At 61.4% G+C, this 20,887-nt stretch carries 21 protein-coding genes and 4 tRNA genes; 16 read left to right on the forward strand and 9 right to left on the reverse strand.

What is annotated here, in order from left to right:
* Nucleotides 1-3: 3 nt before the first annotated feature.
* The 4 genes from ACYP01_RS02770 to ACYP01_RS02785 form a co-directional block, all read right to left on the reverse strand.
* Nucleotides 4-80, reverse strand: a tRNA-Phe gene (locus ACYP01_RS02770).
* Between the two features lie 70 nt (nt 81-150).
* Nucleotides 151-224 (reverse strand) — tRNA-Asp (locus ACYP01_RS02775).
* Between the two features lie 135 nt (nt 225-359).
* A tRNA-Glu gene (locus ACYP01_RS02780) sits at nt 360-432 on the reverse strand.
* Between the two features lie 112 nt (nt 433-544).
* The gene (locus ACYP01_RS02785; RefSeq protein WP_003940323.1) at nt 545-1,198 is read right to left on the reverse strand and encodes a TetR/AcrR family transcriptional regulator; all 654 of its coding nucleotides are present in this window, start codon (nt 1,196-1,198) and stop codon (nt 545-547) included.
* Nucleotides 1,199-1,603: 405 nt separating this feature from the next.
* On the opposite strand from ACYP01_RS02785, the gene ACYP01_RS02790 reads away from it, so the two are divergent.
* From ACYP01_RS02790 to ACYP01_RS02815, 6 genes are all read left to right on the forward strand, one after another.
* Nucleotides 1,604-2,095, forward strand: a complete 492-nt coding sequence (locus ACYP01_RS02790; RefSeq protein WP_387387884.1) for a MarR family winged helix-turn-helix transcriptional regulator — start codon at nt 1,604-1,606, stop codon at nt 2,093-2,095.
* Nucleotides 2,092-3,483: an MFS transporter gene (locus ACYP01_RS02795; protein WP_459678604.1), complete on the forward strand. Its 1,392-nt coding sequence runs from the start codon at nt 2,092-2,094 to the stop codon at nt 3,481-3,483. Before ACYP01_RS02790 ends, ACYP01_RS02795 begins: the two co-directional genes overlap by 4 nt.
* A gap of 12 nt (nt 3,484-3,495) precedes the next feature.
* A tRNA-Lys gene (locus ACYP01_RS02800) sits at nt 3,496-3,571 on the forward strand.
* A 105-nt stretch (nt 3,572-3,676) separates the two neighbouring features.
* A complete protein-coding gene (locus tag ACYP01_RS02805; protein ID WP_459678606.1) occupies nt 3,677-4,066 on the forward strand; it encodes a hypothetical protein in 390 nt (129 codons plus the stop codon).
* Nucleotides 4,067-4,975: 909 nt separating this feature from the next.
* Entirely contained in the window at nt 4,976-5,407 is a 432-nt protein-coding gene (locus ACYP01_RS02810; RefSeq protein WP_459678607.1) for a hypothetical protein, read from the forward strand.
* Nucleotides 5,404-5,826, forward strand: coding sequence for a hypothetical protein (locus tag ACYP01_RS02815; protein WP_459678609.1), 423 nt, complete (start codon nt 5,404-5,406; stop codon nt 5,824-5,826). The genes ACYP01_RS02810 and ACYP01_RS02815 overlap by 4 nt, the downstream gene beginning before the upstream one ends.
* A 303-nt stretch (nt 5,827-6,129) precedes the next feature.
* On the opposite strand, the gene ACYP01_RS02820 is transcribed toward ACYP01_RS02815, so the two are convergent.
* Nucleotides 6,130-6,981 carry an alpha/beta fold hydrolase gene (locus ACYP01_RS02820; protein ID WP_459678610.1) on the reverse strand — a complete coding sequence of 284 codons (852 nt, stop codon included), beginning with the start codon at nt 6,979-6,981 and terminating at the stop codon, nt 6,130-6,132.
* A gap of 590 nt (nt 6,982-7,571) precedes the next feature.
* Nucleotides 7,572-8,114, reverse strand: a complete 543-nt coding sequence (locus ACYP01_RS02825) for a TetR/AcrR family transcriptional regulator (RefSeq protein ID WP_030535258.1) — start codon at nt 8,112-8,114, stop codon at nt 7,572-7,574.
* Between the two features lie 121 nt (nt 8,115-8,235).
* Between ACYP01_RS02825 and ACYP01_RS02830 the strand changes: the two genes are divergently transcribed.
* From ACYP01_RS02830 to ACYP01_RS02840, 3 genes are all read left to right on the forward strand, one after another.
* Nucleotides 8,236-8,709 (forward strand): DUF4334 domain-containing protein, encoded by a 474-nt coding sequence (locus ACYP01_RS02830; protein WP_378504492.1) that lies wholly within the window; start codon nt 8,236-8,238, stop codon nt 8,707-8,709.
* Nucleotides 8,710-8,738: 29 nt separating this feature from the next.
* A complete protein-coding gene (locus ACYP01_RS02835) occupies nt 8,739-9,827 on the forward strand; it encodes an NAD(P)-dependent alcohol dehydrogenase (protein ID WP_003940364.1) in 1,089 nt (362 codons plus the stop codon).
* A gap of 84 nt (nt 9,828-9,911) precedes the next feature.
* On the forward strand, nt 9,912-11,111 hold the full coding sequence (locus ACYP01_RS02840; RefSeq protein ID WP_459678611.1) for a low temperature requirement protein A: 1,200 nt from the start codon (nt 9,912-9,914) through the stop codon (nt 11,109-11,111).
* 1 nt (nt 11,112) lies between these two features.
* Here the strand turns inward: ACYP01_RS02840 and ACYP01_RS02845 are convergent, their stop codons facing one another.
* Both ACYP01_RS02845 and ACYP01_RS02850 read right to left on the reverse strand, forming a co-directional pair.
* Complete coding sequence (locus ACYP01_RS02845) at nt 11,113-11,697, reverse strand: hypothetical protein (protein ID WP_003940111.1); 585 nt, start codon at nt 11,695-11,697, stop codon at nt 11,113-11,115.
* A gap of 45 nt (nt 11,698-11,742) precedes the next feature.
* On the reverse strand, nt 11,743-12,120 hold the full coding sequence (locus ACYP01_RS02850) for an MmcQ/YjbR family DNA-binding protein (protein ID WP_020908916.1): 378 nt from the start codon (nt 12,118-12,120) through the stop codon (nt 11,743-11,745).
* Between the two features lie 99 nt (nt 12,121-12,219).
* Between ACYP01_RS02850 and ACYP01_RS02855 the strand changes: the two genes are divergently transcribed.
* Both ACYP01_RS02855 and ACYP01_RS02860 read left to right on the forward strand, forming a co-directional pair.
* Complete coding sequence (locus ACYP01_RS02855) at nt 12,220-12,666, forward strand: hypothetical protein (protein WP_459678613.1); 447 nt, start codon at nt 12,220-12,222, stop codon at nt 12,664-12,666.
* Between the two features lie 99 nt (nt 12,667-12,765).
* Complete coding sequence (locus ACYP01_RS02860; RefSeq protein WP_003940105.1) at nt 12,766-13,356, forward strand: DUF937 domain-containing protein; 591 nt, start codon at nt 12,766-12,768, stop codon at nt 13,354-13,356.
* 57 nt (nt 13,357-13,413) lie between these two features.
* On the opposite strand, the gene ACYP01_RS02865 is transcribed toward ACYP01_RS02860, so the two are convergent.
* Nucleotides 13,414-14,598, reverse strand: coding sequence for an MFS transporter (locus tag ACYP01_RS02865; RefSeq protein WP_459678790.1), 1,185 nt, complete (start codon nt 14,596-14,598; stop codon nt 13,414-13,416).
* A 147-nt stretch (nt 14,599-14,745) separates the two neighbouring features.
* Here ACYP01_RS02865 and ACYP01_RS02870 point away from each other — a divergent pair, with 147 nt between their 5' ends.
* The 5 genes from ACYP01_RS02870 to phoU all read left to right on the forward strand — a co-directional run bounded on the left by ACYP01_RS02870 (nt 14,746) and on the right by phoU (nt 20,885).
* Nucleotides 14,746-15,621, forward strand: a complete 876-nt coding sequence (locus ACYP01_RS02870; protein ID WP_081377546.1) for a LysR family transcriptional regulator — start codon at nt 14,746-14,748, stop codon at nt 15,619-15,621.
* A gap of 131 nt (nt 15,622-15,752) precedes the next feature.
* Entirely contained in the window at nt 15,753-16,712 is a 960-nt protein-coding gene (locus ACYP01_RS02875) for an acyl-ACP desaturase (protein ID WP_003940492.1), read from the forward strand.
* 81 nt (nt 16,713-16,793) lie between these two features.
* Nucleotides 16,794-17,936, forward strand: coding sequence for a tRNA dihydrouridine synthase DusB (gene dusB, locus ACYP01_RS02880; RefSeq protein WP_003939756.1), 1,143 nt, complete (start codon nt 16,794-16,796; stop codon nt 17,934-17,936).
* Nucleotides 17,937-18,086: 150 nt separating this feature from the next.
* A complete protein-coding gene (locus ACYP01_RS02885; RefSeq protein WP_459678615.1) occupies nt 18,087-20,117 on the forward strand; it encodes an LCP family protein in 2,031 nt (676 codons plus the stop codon).
* A gap of 72 nt (nt 20,118-20,189) precedes the next feature.
* Entirely contained in the window at nt 20,190-20,885 is a 696-nt protein-coding gene (phoU, locus tag ACYP01_RS02890; protein ID WP_003940130.1) for a phosphate signaling complex protein PhoU, read from the forward strand.
* Nucleotides 20,886-20,887 lie beyond the last annotated feature (2 nt).

The following is a 20,887-nucleotide window of genomic DNA, read 5'->3' on the forward strand; positions in this document are numbered from 1 at the left end:
TTATGGTGGCCAGGGCCGGGATCGAACCGGCGACCTTCCGCTTTTCAGGCGGACGCTCGTACCAACTGAGCTACCTGGCCGGACGGCACCCGAACCGAATGCCTATCGCATTGCTTTGTTCTCAACCGATTGATTGAGAACAAAGCTTTGCGACCCTGACGGGACTCGAACCCGCGACCTCCGCCGTGACAGGGCGGCGCGCTAACCAACTGCGCCACAGGGCCTTGCTTTTTCCTTGCTGTGAAACCGTACTACATCTTCGAGCCGCTCCCAAACCACTGTCCTGGCCTGGCATTTGTGCATCTCAAAGCGTGTCGTGCGGGTCAAACCATACTGCATCGTTTCGCTTTCGCAAAACGTACCCCCTACGGGATTCGAACCCGCGCTACCGCCTTGAAAGGGCGGCGTCCTAGGCCGCTAGACGAAGGGGGCCCGCCGGATCTCTCCGAACTAGTACCCCAACGGCGTTCCGTTGGGAGCTTGGATAGCTTATGGCACGGCATTCGGAAATCACAAATCGCCTGTTCACGGGCAGAAAAGTGCACTATTCAGTGTCAGGGAACTCGACTTGGGGCCACCCGTCACGATGGAACGTCTCCAACCACTGCGGCGTAGCCATGGCTTCGAGGACTACTTCGAGAGACTCCTCGAACCACTCGCCCAGATCTCCACTTGAGGCAATCAGGTCTGCCATGTACCGCTGACCGGCAAGGCTCGCTGCAAGTACACGCGTGAATTTGTCCGGGTCGGCGTCTTCTCGGAGCAAACCGTCGTCCTTGGCACGCAATGCCAACTCATAGGCGGTCTTTCCCCAGACCTGCCCACCACCGGACTGCACATCCTTGTAGAACTCGGGCTCGATGATCAGCCGGAATTCCGCCTGCACGATTACCTCGGCACGGAAGACCTCGGCAATGTCGAGCACGAGACCGTGCAAAGCGACGAATGGATCGAGGTCTGTTCTCTTGGCCCAACGATCAGTAATTCCAGTGAAGGTTTCGATAGCCGAGGTCAGAACCGCTCGCGCCAACTCTTCCTTGGACTGGAAATGGAAATACATGGCGCCTTTGGTGGCGCGGGAGCCCTCGAGGATCGTGTTCACCGACGCAGCTGCATAGCCGCGCTTGGCGAATTCGACTGCAGCCGCTTCGACCAGGGCGGCGCGGGTACGCCGCGCACGCTCTTGTTGACGTGCCATTTACGGTGTTGTGCCTCTCGCAGAGTTGGTACGCAGAATCGCCGTGATCGGCGCCTGTCATCCCCCGAAACCTCACAATATCCCCTCCAACACACCCTACGTAAGGACTAGAGCGATACCCGCCAAAAGTACTAGACGCAATCGGCTGTTCAGGGGACAAGAACCGACTTTATGCCCAAAAGACACCAAGTGGTATGGTTTTGGCCGCTCGGGTGCGCCGCAGGGGGTGCGCATCCGAGCTTTTTCGTGCCCGAGATTCTGATAATTCGACCTCGCAGACGGAACTGCTTCGCCGCCCGATGGACAGCAGTCCCAAGGTTTTAAACAACTAGTGCAATTGTTTATTCCCCCTTTTCCGTCGAAACCGTACTGGCAGCATCGAAACAACACAGTTAGACTGTCTAAATGAACGCTGGAGAGGGTCGCAGCAAGGCTCGAGACGAGATCGACGTACTTTGGGACGATCTGGGTGCCTTCGTCCGACGTCTACGCACCAAACGCAACGACCACAAGCTCACGCCGAGCCAGATCCAGGCCCTCGGCCACCTCGACCGACAAGGTCCGTTGACCGCCAAAGAGTTGGCAAAATTCGAGCGCGTCACGCCGCAATCAATCGCAAAGACCGTGGCCGCGCTCGAAGAACAGGGCATGGTGACGCGAAGGGCGGATCCATCGGACGGCCGCGCGGTCTTGGTCACGATGACCGCACTCGGCACATCGACCCTTCACGAAGACCGAACGAAACGAACAGAGTGGCTGGCCGAGGTCATCGACGCCGAGTGCACCGAAGCCGAGCGTGACTTGCTTCTGATCGCCGGCCGAATCCTGCGCAGACTCGGCCAGGGCGAGTCCCCAGCATCGACATCGATATCAGAGGAGTCACTGATGAACTCGTGACCACCGTCGTCGAAACGCCGACCCCCCAAACTTCCGTTCCCCTGAAACTGAGTCTTGCTCTCGGCTCCGGAACCGTTCTTCAAGCGCTGAACTCGTCGATGATTGCGGTGGCAATCGTCCCGATCGCCACATACTTCGGTTCCAGTTCAGGCACAGCGTGGGTCATCTCGGCCCTCTACATCGCGACTGCGGTCACGGCACCGGCGGCTGGTCGACTCGGATCGATCCTCGGCGCCAAACGCGTCTACCTCGCCGGATTGGGCCTGATCGCTGCCGGATCGATCCTCGGCTCGCTCGCCCCGTCGCTGGGCTGGCTGATCGCCGCACGAATCCTGCTCGGAATCGGCACGGCGACACAGTATCCGAACGCGATGACCGTCATCCGCGAATACGCTGACCGCCACCGGACTCAAACCCGTTCAGCTATAGCAACACTCACCATTTGCGCTCAATCGGTCGTCGCGCTGGGGCCCACTCTCGGCGGGTTGTTGGTCGGCACACTCGGTTGGCAATCGATCATGTGGGTGAACCTCCCACTTGTCGTCGTCACTGCCGTATGGGTCTTCTTCGCCGCCCCGAGCGACTCCGCCCTGCCCGACCGGGCCGGCGCCGCTACGTTGTTCAAATCTCTCGACCCACTCGGCATCACCCTGTTTCTCGCTCTGACGACATCGACGATGCTCTTTCTCCTCTCTCTCGCCGAGCACGCGAAGTGGTACCTCGTGCCATCGACGGCCCTCTTCGCGTTCCTGTTCGTCTGGTGGGAACGTCGAACGGCCTCGGCGTTCATCGACGTCCGTGCCGTCGCTCGAAACCGCGCACTGAGCATGACTCTCGGCCGGACGCTTCTGACGTACACGGCGTTCTACTGCATCTTCTTCGGGCTCCCCCAGTGGCTACAGGTAGCCCGCGGAATGTCACCGATCAGCGCCGGACTCTTCATGCTGCCCGTCGCTGCGGTCGGGATCTTCGCGACCATGTCCGCGTCCAGGGTGTACGGGAAATTCGGCGCACGGATCACCCTGCTGATCGGCACCGCGGCCTTGGCCGTCGGCGGCGTTCTGATCGCCTTTGTCGAATCGAGCTCGACTCCCCTAGTGGCACTCCTGCTGATTGCGGCGATCCTGGGCATTCCCAACGGCTTCAACAACATGGGAAACCAGAACCTGATCAACTCGGTGACCACCTCCGCCGACGTCGGGACGGCGATCGGTCTGTACCGAACAATCCAGTACATCGGCGCCAACCTTGCTGCCGTCGTCATCGAGTTGACCATGCGCGGAACCATCGACGACGCGGGTCTGCATCGCACTGGCGGGACCATCGCCGTCATCGGAATTGCCCTTCTGGTGGGGGTGGTGTTTTCACGGACTCTGCGGTCCCGTTAGACTCTGCGCCGCGCCCCTATAGCTCAGTTGGTAGAGCTACGGACTTTTAATCCGCAGGTCGTAGGTTCGAGTCCTACTGGGGGCACCAAAGGAGTCCGAGGTCGACGCGGTTACAACCGCTCACCTCGGACTTTTCTTCGTTTGCTAGTCGGAAAAGAGCATGAGATTAGCGTGACGAGCGGGTTGGCCGAGCATGTCAGTGACCCATGGCAAGGTCACCTCCGTGGATTACTTCCCTGTGCGGATAGTCAACTCGTCGTCCTGGTGGTCACTGTGGATTCCTTTTCTCGGTTCACTCGCAGTGGCCCTTGTAGCGCTGACTATCGGAATCAAAGCCAACCGGACAAATCGCCTAGCAATCGAGCGGGCCGACAAGCGCGAACACGAGCGCTGGAGAATGGACGCCGTCGCGAAGGCTGCAGCTTCGATTCTCGAATGCTCACAAGATGCCCGATCCGTCGCAGACGAATTGGTACTGGCATACCGCCGCGCCATGCGGCGCAAAGAAGAGCTTCTAAATCTCCAGACCGTTTCGACTACCAGAAGCAATCCGAGAAGCTACGCAACGCGTGTTCCACATTGACGTTCTCGGCCGGACCCGGGGCAAACGATGCAACCCTCGGCCTGATCGGCAGCCACCGATTTGTCTTGAGTGCAATTCACGCACTTGAATCAATGATCGCCAACCAGTACTCGGGGTGGACTGCTGAGGATGGAAGCACCGATCCTGCTGCGCTCCTACAGAGTTCCTTGAATGGGATCAGTACCCACTGTGAGGGGGTCACGGCTTCCGAAGGACTCTTCGCGTCAGCTATACGCCGGGATCTCGGAATTTCGGAACCGACCACTAACGTGACACACAGGCCTTGGATGAGCGGGGACGCACGTCTCAACTCACCGCCAGAACCGACCCAATAGAAAACGCGGGGAGTCCTTATGCTCGTAACACCCGGCACCTTCAGCACCAGGCTGTATCTTATTGCTACGGGGAACGGACTAATGCACAAGGAAACATCATCGACAACAACATGGTGAGCATTTCTCAATCAATCACGGTCACTATCGAGGCATCCGATGGTGCCTTCACCAGCAAAAAATGCGGCCCTTAGAAGTTGGTTAGCTCGCCGACAGACCTCCGACCAAATAGCCAGACGATGTTCGACAGTTGGGGCTGAGCCGGCTCAAGACCCCACAAGCCCGGACCCCGCGACGGTTCTTGCGATCTTCGATGGCTCGTCGACGATGTCCACGAGTTCCTCGAATCCGAGCGCAGTCCAATCCAGTCCGACCAGTCTGATATGTATCAGACATGAAACGGACACTCATTGCGCTCGCCTTGGCGCCCCCAATACTCGCTGGCTGCGCAAACGATGCCGAATCGCACAGTGCAGCAGACACCTCAACCTCCACGCAGCAGGAATCGTCAAGCACAGAAACAACCACGACATCCTCGGCGCCGACAACTTCTCAGATGTCCCCACGAGGGAACTACATGACCGCAGTCGGCGCTGAATCCGCCATTGGTGACGTGAGCTCCAACGAACCGGCCGTCATTTGGAAGGTCACTGACATCACCGTAGATCCCCAGTGCACGCAGTCATTTTCAATTCCAGCAGTCAACGGTCACCTGATCTCGGCATCGTTAGAAGTCGAAACCACCGACATCTATTCGGCTGACTTCCGCGCCAGCTTCGCACCTCAGAACGACTGGACGATCGTCGAGGCAGATGGCTATACCCAGACGAACCCGACTTCTGATGCGAGCATCTATTGCCTACCCCAGGATGTGCCCCAAGACCTCGTCCCTGCATCCAAGTACAAGTTCACGATCGTATTCGACTCGAAGTCACCCACCGGAGTACTTCAATACCGGCCCTACATGGGATCCAGCGACGCAGGATGGGAATGGAATTTCCCGTCATGATCGAATTCCTCCGCTCGAACGCCGGGCTTTTCTGGCAGTACAGCCTCGCTGCACTTTTCCAACTCGTCGGTGTCGTTCTTGTCGTCCGAGATCTCATGCGAACCACCAAGAACGATCGACTGTTGCAGAGAAACCTAGCCGTGCTCTCGAAGGTTAAAGCAGATATCCCAGAGGACATGGAACCGTTCGTCGCAGAAAAAGTTGAGAGCGGTGACCTTCACCCCGAGGTTGCAGCCACCACGCTCTCTGCACTCAATGCCGGCGCGCAGGCAGAGGGTGCTTGGCTGGTCTTGGACCAGATCATCGGGCACGCCAACGCGACTAAGGAGCCGAAGAAGTGGCTCGTGTGGGCCGGCCTCTCGTCACTTCTGCTCGGCATAGTCTTCGCCTTCTCCGCGAGCGTGTTTGCGGTCCGCTGATGCCACTTGGATTTCCGCAAGTAAATACACGCACGGTGGCTTCAGAGTGGTCACAGAGGACGCGTGTGACCACTTAACCAGGCATCACGAGACGGACCTCGGATCGGCGTTCACCTGCCGAAACGACGTCCGTTCGTCATTGGGTATCACCAGGTGTCACGTCTGGGTTCTGACTTTTAATCCGCAGGTCGTAGGTTCGAGTCCTACTGGGGGCACAAATGCAGACCCGGCACCTCATTCGGAGGCGCCGGGTCTTGTGCATTCGTGCCACATCAATTCGGGCCACATGAATGCATCAGCAGGTCATCGAAGCAGGAACTCGAGGGTCACGCGCTCGAATGCCTCCTTGGCTTCGATCATCACCCAGTGCCCGCAGTTCGGAAATACATGCAGTTCGGCGTTCGGAATCAGTCGCATCGGAATCATCGGCATGTCCGGTGGACACTGCCGATCATCGAGTCCCCATGTCAGCAAGGTCGGGCATTGCACCTTGTGCATCATCGACCAGTACGGCGGCACATCCGAGTTGGACATCATCTGCTGCTGAGCGGCAAAGGCTTTGGATCCGTACATCGCGGTCAATGCCTGGTGCGAGGCCGGATCGTTGGCCGTTTCCCATCGTTCCTCGATCCGCTCCTCGGTGACGACGGTCTTGTCGTACACCATGCATTCGAGCCATCGAACCAACTTCTCACGGTTGGGAGCGTCGGCGAAGTCCTGCAGGAGACGGGTACCTTCACTTGGATTCTGACTGAAGATGTTCGGGCCGACGCCACCGATGGTGACCAGCCTGCAGACACGTTCCGGGAACCTCATCGCGACGTTGACGCCGACTACCCCACCCATCGAATTGCCGATCATCGCAGCCGATTCGATTCCCAGCGCGTCCATGAATCGGATCACCGACGACGCTGCCGTGATCACCGGATGGCCGTCGACGGGATCGCTCACGCCGAAACCCGGGAACTCGAGGATGTAGCAGTGGAAATGCTTCGCGAATACCTCGAGGTTCCCCCGGTAATTCCGCCAACCACTCACACCGATCCCGGAGCCGTGCAACAGGATCAACGGCGGACCATCGCCCGCCTCGTGATAGCGCAAAGTCCCCCTGTCGGTAGCGACTTCGCGTTTGGTCCCTTCGTAAGTCACGTCCATACCGCAAGATTAGAACGTGTTACAGATTTGCGACGGCTGATTGCGGAACTTCGCAATCACTGTCAGAAGCATCCCCCGCTGCCTCGACGCCCACTGCGATTCGTAGACTTCTGCTCGCTCGGTTTCGACTTCCCCGTCCCGGCCTTCACACACCGGTTTGGGCGCCGCACCTGCTCGAAGTGCCCGGCGCTCACCGCATGACCGGCCACGCTGACCTTGACCGGCGCATCCGCGCGGGCGGTTCCGACTTGCGCCGATCCCAACGTCAGGGCGCAAGCAGCCACAACGACCAGCGCTACCTTCTTCGAGATCTTCATATGCACGGCCACTTCGACACGGGTCCACTCCAGATGCTGAACAGGTGCGCGCACCGAAGGAACACGCTCGGCGTCGACGATATTCAGTCAGGGTGGCCGGCCGCGATCCTTTTGCTCACCAGCATCTGAACAGTCGACGACAAAAGTTTTGGCGGCACGTCAACATCCCGAGGGCGTCAACGAGCCGACGCCCAACGTACGCACCGATACTGAGAAATCCGTAAATCCGGGCAACCACACAGCGACGGGCGTGGACGTTCGCGTTTGGACTCGCTACGCCACAATCAAACGCCGAACCGCCTCGACTGCCGCCTCCCGACGTCGAGGGATGGAACGAGACGACTTGAGCGCGAGCATCCGGGCGATATCCGTGATCAGCAGGATCAACTCCGTGGGATTCCACGCGGGGTCGATGTGTCCCTCGAGCTGCCCCTTGCGGATCTCCGCAACTTTAGGCCGGAAGGTCTTGCTTCGTATGTCGTCCTCACTCATGACGTCCGGCGCTTCGAGATCCGCCCATTGCTGCAATCGGGCGTTCTCGGGATGGGCAACGTAGTTGTCGAAGAGGCGACCTGCATAGCCCGGCAAGTCGTCACCTCGAAGTGCTGTCTCCGCTGTTGTTTCGGACGTCCACTGTTCGGTCACGGCAGCGAACAACTCTTCCTTGCTTGCGAAGTACGCATAGAGACGGTCTTTGCTGGCACGCGCTTGCGCGGCGATCCGATTGATCCGCGCGCCGGCCAGCCCGTACGTGGCAAATTCGTCCTTTGCGGCCGCCAGAATGCGGTCCCTCGTAGCTTCCCCTGCTGAGCGCATGTTCACAGCCTAGAACGAATCGACCGTTGCCGAACCATCCGGTTCGGCGTAGCGTGCAGAGTTGACGAACAATTTGGTTCGCGAACAAGTCGTGCCACTTACCGTCGACTCGAGGAGAGACATGAATCTCGACGAAGCCCGAACTGCTTTCGCCCGGCTCCGTGCAGCGGAAAATGGTGTATCACCAGCAGAACTCGACGAAGTGTGGGCCGCGCTGGAAACCGTCGCCGCTGAAGAAATCCTCGGTGAGTGGAAAGGTGACGACTTCGCCACCGGTCATCGTCTGCACGAAAAGCTGTCCGCGAGCCGCTGGTACGGCAAGACTTTCAATTCCGTCGAGGATGCCAAGCCGTTGATCTGCCGAGACGAAGACGGAAATCTCTATTCCGACGTCAAGAGCGGCAATGGCGAGGCAAGTCTGTGGAACATCGAGTTTCGTGGTGAAGTGACCGCGACCATGGTCTACGACGGCGCGCCGATTTTCGACCACTTCAAGAAAGTCGACGATTCGACGCTCATGGGCATCATGAACGGAAAGTCGGCGTTGGTCCTCGACGGCGGGCAGCACTACTACTTCCTGCTCGAGCGAGCGTGATTCGCGCCGAACAGAATTCGAGATCCTCCATGCAGATGACAGCGGCGCTCTCACACGGCCCGCACTCCCCCTTCACGCTCGACACCGTCGAGATCGACGACCCCCGCGCAGACGAGATCCTGGTTCGCATCGTCGCGACCGGCCTGTGCCACACAGATCTGTTCACGAAGTCGGCGCTACCGGAAAGACTCGGCCCCTGCGTGTTCGGGCACGAAGGGGCGGGGGTGGTCGAGGCCGTCGGCTCGTCGATCGACAGCATTGCGCCCGGTGATCACGTGTTGCTGAGCTACCGCAGTTGCGGTGTGTGCAGGCAGTGTCTCAGCGGCCATCGGGCGTACTGCGAAAGCTCACACGGGCTCAACAGCTCTGGCGCACGCACCGACGGCTCGACGCCGATCCGGCGAGACGGAACCCCGCTACGGTCCGCCTTCTTCGGCCAGTCCAGCTTCGCGGAATACGTCATCGCCTCTGCCGACAACACCGTCGTCGTCGATCCTGCGGTGGACCTGACCGTCGCAGCTCCGCTCGGCTGCGGGTTTCAAACCGGCGCCGGCGCGGTACTGAATCTGCTTCGCCCCGAGCCCGACTCGACGTTTGTCGTTTTCGGGGCAGGCAGCGTCGGACTCGCAGCGCTGCTGGCGGCGAGGGCTGCCGGCGTTTCCACCCTGGTCGCCGTGGACCCCGTTGCGCAGCGGCGCGCACTCGCCGAGGAATTCGGCGCCGTCACTGTCGATCCCTCGAATGAAGATGTGATCGACGCGGTCCACGCCGCCACCGACGGAGGTTCGACGCATTCCCTCGACACCACCGGAATCGGCTCCGTGATCAATCAAGCCGTCACATCACTTCGAGCACGGGGAACACTGGCGGTAGTCGGACTCGGAGCATCCACGGTCGAGGTGAACATGGCCGACATCATGCTGAGCGGAAAGACAATTCGAGGATGCATCGAAGGAGAGTCGGAAGTCTCGACGTTCATCCCCGAACTCGTCGAACTCTTCACTGGTGGCCGGTTTCCGATCGACCGCTTGGTGACGCGCTACGCATTCGCCGACATCAACAAAGCCGTCGAAGATCAAGCGTCGGGGCGCGTCATCAAACCCGTTCTCGTGTGGTGAGGGGCGAAATGTCTCATTCGTCGACCCGACGGAATTCGCCCTAGACTGCGCTCCTGCACTAGACGTCGGAGCAAGGTGGGGACGATGACAGAACACACCAGTACAGGCGCGGGCCACGGCCGGGCCGTAATGCCGATCATCCGGATGCGCGCACGCAGCCGCGACGAGGACCATCGAGCATCGACGCCACTCGAACTGTTCTTCGACCTGTGTTTCGTGGTTGCAGCCGCACAGGCCGGAGTTCAACTGGTGCATGCTGTCGCCGAGGGCCACTACGCCGACGGCATCGCCGGCTATATGTTCGTCTTCTTCGCGCTGTGGTGGGCGTGGGTGAACTTCACCTGGTTCGCGTCTGCCTACGACACGGACGACGTCCCCTACCGGGTCGCGACCTTCGTACAGATTTGTGGCGTGCTCGTCTTCGCCGCCGGAATCCCCGACGCATTCGACGGAACCGACCGTACGACGGCCATCGTCGGCTACCTCATCATGCGAATTGCGCTCACCTGCCAATGGCTTCGAGCCGCCAGCGGTGAATCCGGTGCAGCGCGAACGACTGCTCTGCAATATGCCGCCGGGCTCGTGATCGTCCAGGCCGGCTGGATCGTGCTGCTCCTGATGCCGGCGTCGGCGTGGATACCCGGCTTCTTCTTTCTCATGATCGCCGAACTCGCGGTGCCGGCGATCGCCGAACGCAACCACCAGACGCCGTGGCACCCGCATCACATCGCCGAACGCTACGGCCTCTTCACCATCATCATGCTCGGCGAAACCATTGCTGCCGCCACCATCGCGGTCCAATCCGGCATCCGGGATTTCGACGCCGCCGACCTACTGATTCCGATTGCTGTCGGCGGAGTTCTGATCGTGTTCTCCGCGTTGTGGATCTACTTCGCCGTCCCGATCCACGAGTACCTCGCAGACCAGGGCAATCGCGCCGTCCTGTTGTGGGGATACGGGCACTACTTCGTATTCGGATCCGCTGCGGCCATCGGCGCCGGCATCGAAGTAGCCGTCGAGGAAGCAGTTGGCGAGGCGCACATTTCGACGTTCGCAGCATCTGCCGCGGTCACGATCCCCGCCGCGATGTTCCTGATCTTCGTGTGGCTCATGCACTCACGACATTTCAAGCGCGACAGGATCGAGCAGGCTGTTCTACCAGTGAGCGCAATCCTGGTTCTCGCCTGCACATTTGCCGGACACTGGGCTGTCCCGCTCGCCGGACTGGTGGCGGCGGGAACCGTCGGAGTCGGTGTCGGCCTGAGTACTCGGTCGAAGAGCTGACTCAGATTTCCGGAGCCGGAGCCTCGCCCTTGCTCTGCGGCTCGTGCTGCTTGAGCTCACCGCGCATCTTGTCGAGATCCTTGCCACGCTTTTTGTACATGTAGCCGAGCGCGACAAGTCCAAGGAACAACGCAACGCCCAGGACGGCACCGACAACGGATGCTCCGCGGAATCCGGGGCCGTCGACGTCGAGGATCCGCTCGCCCGCATGCGCAGCGTTGTTGTTGCCGAGAACAACTGTCAGAGAGAGCAGATTCGGCAGCGCGAAGATCACACCCAACGCGAGAGCCGTGATCTGCATGATTCGAGCATGCTTGCGCTTGCGCACCTGCCAGACCGCCCGGAAGAAGATGAGCGGGACCAGGGTGCACACGAGACCGAACAGCAGCCCCCACGCGATTCCGGCGCTGAAACTGCCGTTCGCCAACGACGCAATGCGCTGCGCCCACCAACGCGGAAGGAAGGCGGCAAGGATGAAGTAAGCGATGACCAGGACCACCGCCATCACTGCGATCCCGATGGCCTTCTTCGCCCACGGCGGCATGCCCGGTTTTGCGGTGGCCGGTGAAGTTTCCGGTGTCGTCATGACAATTCCTCGTCTAGTCGGCGTCTGTACTGACGAATCTATCCGTTACGGGCGTTCCTCATCCGCATCGAGAACGATCCGGGCAAGCCGCTTCGGCGCAACGAGGGTGAACGAGGTGTAGATCCACTCCTCCAGTTGCGACCATTTCTCCTCGGAAACGTCGGTGCCGATGTCGAGTGCAACCCACCCGTGTCGACCGAGTCCATAGCCCGCAGCACTTGCGCCTGGTTCGGTGGCCACCACCGCTTCGGCTTCCTCCTTGCTCAGCTTGACGGTCAAGGAGGTGGCTTCGAGGTTGCAGAACACGAAGTTCTTGCCGCGGACCCGGAACGTCGGGTGGCCGTCCCACGCTTCGATGTCGACGCGCTCTGCTTCCGGCAGCGACAGCGAGATCTCTTCGAGTCGACGCATGTTGTCGGGCATGGAGACGATTCTGCACGCTCGATACCGAGCTTGACACCCGCGACACAGCTAGGCTCGGCGACGACCGCGTCACCGAACTCCGAACACAGGGAGACTGGCATGCGCACGTTAGTTCATCTCGTTCTGCTCATTTGTGGAATCGCCGTTGCCGTCGGCTCGTTCATGTACGTACTGGCCGGGGTCAAACCCGACAACGTTCGCCTCGAGGACCTGCGGGACGGCTTTCCGGCCGGGTGGGCAATCGAGCAACTCGGCGATCAGTCCGTGACCTTCTACCGGTCGATGGCGATACTTCTGCTCGCCGCCGCCGTATCGATTCTGATCGCCGCTTTGTTCGGTTCTCGTATCGCAGCGTGGATCGGAATTATCGTGGGATTGGGGACTCTTGGCACGTTCTACTACCGCGTGAACGATCAGTTCGACAATGTCATCAGGGAAAACTACTCCACGATCCTGACAAATCAGACAGGATTCATCTTGACGGCCGGCGGACTGATTCTCGCTCTCCTAGCGTGTCTGGTCCCCCGCGAGAAGACCCGAGCCTGACCGCTCGGCAACCGGAGGGTTACCGTCGACGCCGACATTCACTAGTGTCTGCAACAGCCGGGTACTGACGAGTAGTACCCCAGAAGAGGTAGGGCATCAATGGCATCGCTTGACGACCTTCTATCCCAGATCCCCATCGACCAGATCGCGCAGCAACTCGGCGTCGACCAGGCAACTGCCGAATCGGCGGTCAAGACTGCACTTCCGACCCTCGTCGGTGGCCTCGGCGCCAACGCGCAGGATCCCGCCGGCGCAGCCTCGCTGGAAAGCGCGTTGCAGTCTCACGCCGACACCAGCCTTCTCGACGACGGCGTCGACATCAGCAAAGTCGACACCGCTGACGGTCAGAAGATCGTCTCGAACATCTTCGGCGGCAACACCGATCAGGTCGCCAGCGCACTCGGCGGTGTCGGTGGCGGCGGTGGAAACGATCTGGTGAAGCAGTTGCTGCCGATCCTCGCTCCCATCGTCCTGGCTTACCTCGCCAAGCAGTTCACCGGTGGCGGAGCCGGCGCGCAGACCCAGGCCTCCGGTGGCGGCGGACTCGGGGATCTCCTCGGCGGAATTCTCGGCGGCGGCGGCAATTCCGGCGGCGGCATCGGCGGAGCACTCGGCGGAATCTTGGGCGGATCCGGGGGCGGCGGCCTCGGAGACCTGCTCGGCGGCCTCCTCGGCGGCGGCAAGAAGTAATACGCTCGACAGATTCGCGCTGCGGCGATCCCGTTCGGGATCGCCGCAGTGCTCGGTTCAGTCAACCGTCGAAGATCGAAACATCCTCAGTGACAAGGCAAACGCAACCAACAGCAGCGCGCCCACAAAAGCACTGACCCCACCCCAACCGCCACCCGAGTATGCAAGACCCGCGAGGGCGCCCGCCACGGACGAACCCGCGTAGTAGGCAAACAGATACAACGCCGACGCCTCGGCCCGGTGATCGGTAGCGATCAGCCCCACCCAACCGCTGGCCACCGAATGTGCGGCGAAGAATCCTCCGGTGAAGAGCAGCATCCCCACGAGCGTCAACGCCAGATTGTCCGGAACGGTCAGTGCCAGGCCGATACCGATGACGACAACCGACCCGAGCAGCACGCTGCGCCTACCCAGTCGGTCAGAGGCCCCGCCGGCTACCGCCGAGGTGAAAGTTCCGGCAAGGTAGAAAAGGAACACCAGGCCCACAAGCGCTTCAGGAAGGCCGAAAGGTGCTGCCGTGAGCCGAAACCCGAGGAAGTTGTAAATCGACACGAAGCCGCCCATCAGGATGAATCCCAAAGCGAAGAGTGTTCGCAGCGACGGGTTCGCAAGGTGGCGTCGTAGATTCGACGCGATCGTGCGCGCCGATATCGGTTGCGGGCGAAAGAACTTCGACGCGGGAAGCCGCCGGATCATGTTGAGCGCGAACAATGCCGACAGCGCGGACGCAGTCAACAGCGCCCAACGCCACGTACTGAAATCGACGACGGCCGACGGCACGAGCCGTCCGATCAGCCCACCGATCGTCGTGCCGGCGACGTACCTTCCCATCGCTGCACCGAGGTCCTTCCGATCGACCTCCTCGGCCAGATAGGCCATCGCCACCGCCGGGACACCGGCCAGAGCCAATCCTTGTGCTGCGCGTCCGACCAGCAGAACCTCGATCGTCGGACTCAGCGGCAGAAGTAAACCGATCACACAGGACGCCGACGCCGACGCGATCATCACCCGCGTGCGACCGAACCGCTCGGAGAGCGCACTGGCCGGAATGATTGCCAACGCCAACATGCCCGTCGTCGTCGAGACGGACAGCGCAGACACCGCAGGCGAGACGTGGAAGTCTTCGGCGAACGCAGGCAGCAACGCCTGTGCCGCGTACATCGAGATGAACGTCGACAGCCCGGCCGCGAACAACGCAACGGTCACGGTTCGATATCCCGATGTTCCGCGGCGAAGCGGCATCACTTCGGATTCGATCACATTCTCGACAGTCACCACGTACCTCCAGGCATCACTTACCTCCGGCAAGAATCCTCCCGCCCAGACTCGGCAAAAGAAAATGCATAAACTTGGTGTTCTATATGCTCTGAAGGTATATAGATTGGGTTCGTGATGCTGACCGAAGACCTCGAATGGTTTGTCGTGCTCGCCGAAACCCAACAGGTGACCGCTACCGCGGATCTGACTCACCTGTCGCAACCGACCCTTTCGCGCAAACTCGCACGCCTCGAACGGCAGATCGGCGTGACACTCTTCGACCGTCAGGGACGCCGACTCGAACTGAACCGGTACGGCGAGATCCTCTATCGACATGCTCGCATCGCACTGCGTGCCCTCGACGCCGCGCAGACCGAAATCCAGTCGCTGGCGAGCCCAGAGAGCGGCACGGTCCGGCTCGACTTCCTCCACTCGTTCGGCACCTGGTTGGTGCCGCACATGCTGCGCGGATACCGCGTCGAGCATCCCGGAGTGCGATTCGAACTGCATCAGGACAGCGCGCAGTTCCTGGTCGACAGAATCGCCGCCGGCACGTCCGACCTGGCCGTCGTCTCGCCTCAGCCGCGCGATCCGCAGGTGGCGTGGATGCAGATCGCCCAGCAGTCACTGGCATTGGCTGTTCCGGCTGATCATCGCTTTGCGAAGTTGCATTCGGTCGAGCTTGCGGACGCGGCCGACGAACCGTTCATCGGTATGCATCCGAACTTCGGGATGCGAAGAATTCTCGATGAACTGTGCGCGGCCGCAGGATTCACTCCGAATTTCGTCTTCGAGAGCAGCGAGCTGGCAACGGTCGGCGGACTGGTCTCCGCGTCCTTCGGTGTCTCGGTCATGCCGGTTCAGGATCCACCGATCTGGGCCGAAGGAGTCGTCTACGTACCGATCGAAGGAGCACAGCGAAAAATAGGGCTGATCTGGTCGAAGAGCCGCGAGCTGTCCGATCCCGCCCGGACGTTCCGCGACTACGTCGAAAGAACGACTTGGTAGTGAAAGTGCCCCCGGATAACTACGGATCGGTAACATCCCTCGAGGGGAGCAATTTTCATGCCATTCTTTTCAAACCTACGGTGCCGTAGGCTGGGGCGAAGTCGCGCATTCACTCAACATGGAGGCAAGAAATGACGAGGATTCTGACGCAGCTGGAGCTGCTACAAGAGCTGCAGCCGGTTGCCGAGGAGAACGTCAACCGCCACATCTCCATGGCCAAGGAATGGCATCCACACGACTACGTTCCGTGGGACGAGGGCCGTAACTTCGCAGCCATGGGTGGCGAAGACTGGAGTCTCGAACAGTCACAACTCGGCGAGGTAGCTCGCGCCGCGATGATCACCAACCTGCTCACCGAGGACAACCTGCCGTCGTACCACCGTGAGATCGCCGAGAACTTTTCGCAGGACGGTGCCTGGGGAACGTGGGTCGGCCGGTGGACCGCCGAGGAGAACCGCCACGGCATCGTGATGCGTGACTACCTCGTCGTCACGCGCGCAGTCGACCCCGTCGAGCTCGAGCGCTTCCGCATGGAACACATGACAAACGGTTACAGCGCACCCATCGACGAGGGCGACGCCGGCCTGCTGCACTCGGTCGCCTACGTGACCTTCCAGGAACTCGCGACGCGCGTCAGCCACCGCAACACCGGCAAGGCCTGCGACGAGCCGATTGCCGACAAGATGCTTCAGCGCATCGCCGCCGACGAGAACCTGCACATGATCTTCTACCGCAACATCTGCGCCGCCGCGCTCGATCTTGCTCCCGATCAGGCGCTCAAGGCCGTGGCGAACATCGTCCAGAACTTCCAGATGCCCGGCGCCGGCATGCCGAACTTCCGCCGCAACGGCGCCCTCATGGCCAAGCACGGCATCTACGACCTTCGCCAACACCTCGACGAGGTCGTCTGGCCAGTCCTGCGCAAGTGGAACATCTTCGAGCGCAACGATTTCAGCGCCGAAGGCGAGAACACGCGCGAAGAGTTGGCGGCCTTCCTCGAGACACTCGCCGCCAACGCGACGAAGTTCGAGGAACAGCGCGATCGCATGCTCGCACGCGAAGCCGCCAAGCGCGAACAGCAGGCTTCTTAGTTTCACCAGCTATTCTGTGCCCGGTACCGGATTCGGTACCGGGCACTTCCAATTGTCACAAGTATTTGTTCAGAGGTAGACATGTCATCCCTTCGTATCGGTTCACTCGAGCTGCACAGCCCCGTGGTCCTCGCACCCATGGCGGGCGTCACCAACGTCGCCTTCCGCACGCTGTGCCGTGAACTCGAACTCGAACGTGCAGGCAGCACGTCCGGGCTCTACGTCTGCGAGATGGTCACCGCCCGCGCGCTCGTCGAACGCCAACCCGCCACGATGCACATGACCACGTTCGGTCCGACCGAAACGCCCAGGTCGCTGCAGCTGTACACCGTCGACCCGGATACGACTTACGCCGCGGCCAAGATGATCGTCGACGAGAACATGGCCGATCACATCGACATGAACTTCGGCTGCCCGGTACCCAAGGTGACCCGCAAGGGCGGTGGATCGGCGCTACCGTACAAGCGTCGACTGTTCGGTCAGATCGTCGCGGCAGCCGTGCGCGCCACCGAAGGCACCGACATTCCGGTCACCGTCAAGATGCGCGTCGGCATCGACCCCGAACATCACACGCACCTCGACGCCGGCCGGATCGCCGCAGCTGAAGGCGCCGCTGCCGTCGCACTTCACGCACGTACCGCGTCGCAGCGCTACTCCGGCACTGCTGACTGGAACGAGATCACGCGCCTCAAGGAACACGTCACCGACGTGCCGATCCTCGGCAACGGCGACATCTTCGACGCCTCGGATGCTGCCCGCATGATGAACGAGACCGGCTGCGACGGCGTCGTCGTCGGACGCGGCTGCCTCGGACGGCCATGGCTGTTCGCGGAACTCAGCGCAGCTCTCAACGGACAACAGATCGCCACGCCGCCGACGCTCGGCGAAGTCACCAAGATCATCGCCCGTCACGCCCAACTGCTCGCCGCACATCACGGTGAAATGAAGGGTCTGCGCGAACTTCGCAAGCACGTCTCCTGGTACATGCGTGGGTTCCCGGTCGGATCGGATCTGCGGGTCTCGATGGCTCTGGTCAGCACGTTGTCCGAACTGGACGACCTGCTCGGACAACTCGACCACGACGTCCCGTTCCCCAAGGACGCCGAAGGCCCGCGCGGACGCCAAGGCTCACCCGGTCAGGTAGCACTCCCGGAAGGTTGGCTCGACGATCCCGAAGACGACCTTGTGCCGGTGGGAGCTGACATGATGCACTCTGGTGGCTAGCGAAAACACGCCGTCGGATTACTCACATCACTTTCTGAGTGAAGCACTCAGGATTCACCAGTAATATGGCTCCAGCTTCGTCGACAACCGGTTGACGCCGGCATCTGAATGACGAGTTACTGACAGTCGACGACGGGACAGGTTGCATCGGTGGGTGATGATCACGATTCGGGCCCACCTCCGCCCGAGAGCCGCGCCCCCTGGGAACGTCCGCTCGCAGACAAGCGCTTCCGCAACGCCCGACCGGACCAACCGGCAACGCCCCAGCGCCCTGCCACACCCCAGCGACCAACACCGCAACCACCCAGTCCCCCGGAGCGTCGCAGCAGTGGACGTACCGGGCGACGGGACTCGCCTCCGACCGACGACTCTGTTTCGGTCGCCGAGTTGGTCCGTCGGGTAGGCGACAAGAAGCCGCCACCAGCCCCGGCTACGCCGCCCAAGCCGGCGCCGAACAAATCCGTACCACCCAAGACTCAATCTTCAGCAGCGTCGTCGCCGCCCCCCGCCCGGCCGATTCCCGCCCGTCCGACCGTTCCGCCCGCCGCTGCGGACTGGATCACCGAAGAACATCCCGTCACCTCCGCAGTGCCGCGGGTAGTCGGTGACACCGGCGCCACTCGTCTGGCGCAAAGCAAGATTCGCCGCCGCCATCGCGCAAAAGTGATCGGCCGATCGGCAGTAGCGTTCCTGGCCGTCATGTCTCTCGCATTGACCGGCGTCGTGTGGGGTTATCTGCGCTCGGTCGAAGGCGGTTTCGATCAGATTGCGGCACTCGACACCGAGTCCGACGACATCATCGACGCCGGTGGTCAACTCGGCGACGAGACGTACCTGATCATCGGCACCGATACCCGCGCCGGTGCGAGCGGTGAGATCGGCGCCGGAACCGTCGAAGACGCCGAAGGCGCCCGAGCCGACACGGTCATGCTGGTGAACATTCCCGCCGACCGAAGCCGCGTCGTCGCCGTCTCCTTCCCGCGTGACCTCGACGTCGAACGTCCGATCTGTCAGGGATGGGACAACGACGCCGGCAAGTACACCAGCGAAACCTTCCCGGCAGCGAGCGGCGACAAACTCAATGCGACATACGCACTCGGTGGCCCCAAATGCCTGGTCAAGGTCATCCAGAAGATGTCCGGCCTGAAAATCGGGCACTTCGTCGGAATGGACTTCGCCGGTTTCGAGCGCATGGTCGACACCGTCGGCGGTGTGAACGTCTGCTCCCCCGGACCGATCGAAGACGGCATCCTCGGAACCGTCCTCGCCTCCGGCGGCACGCAGATGCTCGACGGCCGTACCGCCCTCAACTACGTGCGTGCTCGCCACGTCGAAGCCGAGGGCAACGGCGACTACGGGCGCATCACCCGTCAGCAGAAGTTCCTGTCGGCGCTGCTCCGCTCGGCCCTGTCCAACCAGGTCCTCCTGAATCCGAGCAAGCTCAACGGATTCATCAACGCCTTCACCAGCGACACGTTCGTCGAAAACATCGACACCAAGTCACTGGTCACCCTCGGTCGCTCGCTCCAGAACGTCGACGCAGGCGCGGTCACGTTCTTGACGGTCCCCACGGACGGCACCAACGACTGGGGCAACGAGATTCCTCGCACGGACGAGATCAAGTCCCTCTTCCAGGCGATCATCGACGACGATCCGCTTCCGGGCGAAGAGCGCGAGGACACCACACCGTCGTCGACCAGTTCCACGACAACCGCTCCTACGTCCAGCACGCCGCCGGCCGCCACTTCCGTCGAGGCAATGAGCGCCTACAACATCTCGGTCGACGTCTCCAACGCCTCGGGAATCGCCGGGCAGGCCGCGACGATCGCCGACAGCCTCGCGGCTTACGGTTTCCAGATCTCCACGGTCGGTAACTTCAGCGCAGCCACCGGCCTGGCGAATGCTCAAGCGTCGACCACCGTCGTGCGCTACGCCGCAGGTTACGAGTCTGAAGCGGTGACGGTCGCGTCGTCGATTCCCGGCGCGGTTCTGGTTCTCGCTCCGAGCATGGGAGACATGATCGAGGTCGTCGTCGGAAGCAATTTCGCCGGCACCGTCGTCGCCCCCGCGGACCCGGGAACCATCCTGGCGGCAAATCCGACGTCGGTCGACACCAGCACCTCGACGGCTCTGCCCGCCGACATCGCCAGCGTCAACGCCGGCGACACCACCTGCGACTGACACGCGTTCATTCACCTTGCGTTCACCTGGTGCTTGTGACTTGGTCTTTCACGGCACGTAGGCTCTGACCTCATGCGCGTGGCTTACAACGAACAGATGACCGAGCTTGCAGACACGCTCGGCGAGATGGCAGGACTGGCAGGTGCCGCTATGGAGCGCGCCACCCAGTCCCTGCTCCAGGCAGACCTGTCCCTGGCAGAACAAGTAATCGGCGAACACGACAAGATCACCGAACTCAGCACCATCTGCGAGGAGCGCGCGTTTGCGTTGCTCGCCCTGCAGGCTCCCGTTGCCGGAGATCTGCGCTCGGTGGTCAGCGGAATCCAGATCGTCGCCGACATCGACCGCATGGGCGCACTCGCCCTGCACGTCGCCAAGATCGCGCGCCGCCGACATCCCAACCACGTGCTTCCTGAAGAGGTCAACGGCTACTTCGCCGAGATGGGACGCATCGCTGTCTCCATCGGTGCGGCCGCCAAGGTCGTCCTCGAGACCCGCGACCCCGAGCGCGCTGCCCGTCTGCGCGAAGAAGACGAAGCGATGGACGACCTCCACCGCCACCTCTTCACCGTCCTCATGGACCGTGAGTGGAAGCACGGCGTTGCCGCCGCAGTCGACGTCACGCTGCTCGGCCGCTTCTACGAGCGATTCGCCGACCACGCCGTCGAGGTCGGCCGACGTGTCATCTTCCTGGTGACCGGCAAGCTGCCCGAAGAGCCCGAAACCACCGAGAAGGTCGACAACCTCACCTCGTACCCGGATCTCTGAAC

It is taken from the genome of Rhodococcus sp. no. 34, assembly GCF_054589475.1.